Origin of the sequence: Kutzneria buriramensis, assembly GCF_003387475.1 — a bacterium.
Lineage (GTDB): Bacteria > Actinomycetota > Actinomycetes > Mycobacteriales > Pseudonocardiaceae > Kutzneria > Kutzneria buriramensis.
The window spans coordinates 1-1,054 of sequence record NZ_QUNO01000065.1 but is presented as its reverse complement, the minus strand read 5'-3'; the positions used below and the strand labels follow the sequence as shown (position 1 = coordinate 1,054).

General features: G+C 66.6%; 1 protein-coding gene. It reads right to left on the bottom strand.

The window, feature by feature from the left end; translation table 11 throughout:
- Positions 1-52: 52 nt before the first annotated feature.
- Positions 53-841, bottom strand: coding sequence for a transposase family protein (locus BCF44_RS54620; RefSeq protein ID WP_211353722.1), 789 nt, complete (start codon positions 839-841; stop codon positions 53-55).
- Positions 842-1,054 lie beyond the last annotated feature (213 nt).

Below are 1,054 nucleotides of genomic sequence, written 5' to 3'. Positions count from 1 at the left end.
ACCTCGTGCATGGTTGGGTGCAGGACGCGTTCGCCTTGGTGATCGGCTGTGTTCACCTGGTGCGGCCTGCTGGCAGGGCCGCGATCGGGCTCGGCGTGGGGCGGTCGGTGTGTTGGTGGTCGGATAGCAGGCCGGCGACGGCGCGGAGGGTGTGGTCAAGGATCTCGCGGCGGCCGAGGTGACGGGTCAGGCTGCGCCAGTTCTTCAAATGTCCGCTGCCGTGCTCGACGCGGACACGCCGTTGGTTGTGTGCTTTTCGTTGTGCTGCGCGGAGTTCAGCGATGCCCTGCATGCGCTCCACCGCCTTCTTGTGGTGTTTCTGTGTCGGGGTGATGACCTGCCCTGCTGTCTGGGCACCGAGTCCCTGGTAACCAGCGTCGGTGAGGATCTCCACGCCCCAGGTGTGTGCCAGCCAGTCGACGACACCGGCCTGGCGGGCTTGGGTGATGTCGGCGGTGCTGCCGCGGCAGGTGGCCCCGCAGAACAACAGTCGGCCTTGGGCGTCGGTGATGACCAGGGCTTTCATGGCGTTGCAGCGAGACTTGCCGGAGATGAACTGGTGCCGGCCCGCACGGCGCTTGGTGGGGCGGCGCACCCGGATCTCGGTGGCGTCCATCAACCCGGTCTGCCGCACGTGATCCAGGTAGGCGATCACATCGGCCACTGTGCGCAGACGGACCCCGGACTCGATGCGGCAGCACCGCTCGGCCAGCAACGGACGGATTTCGTTGACAGCGCGGGTGATCGTGGAGCGGTCGACGCCAAACCATGCGGCCAGGACGTCGTGGGTGGTGGCGTGTCGCAGGTGCACGAGAGTGACCAGTAAGCGGTCGACGAACACCAGCTTGTACTTCGCGCCGGCGCCGGGTGAGCGTCGGCGAGGCCGGTCGGTGAGCTTGGCGTGCTGCCGGGCCTGCCATGCCGGGCCCACCTCAGCGACCAACTCAGCGACCACCCGGGTGGACAAGCCTGTCACTCGACGCTTGGCAAGCACAGCAGCACGATCCACACCAAGATCATCTCACTCGTGATCCACAACCATGCACGAGGTCGT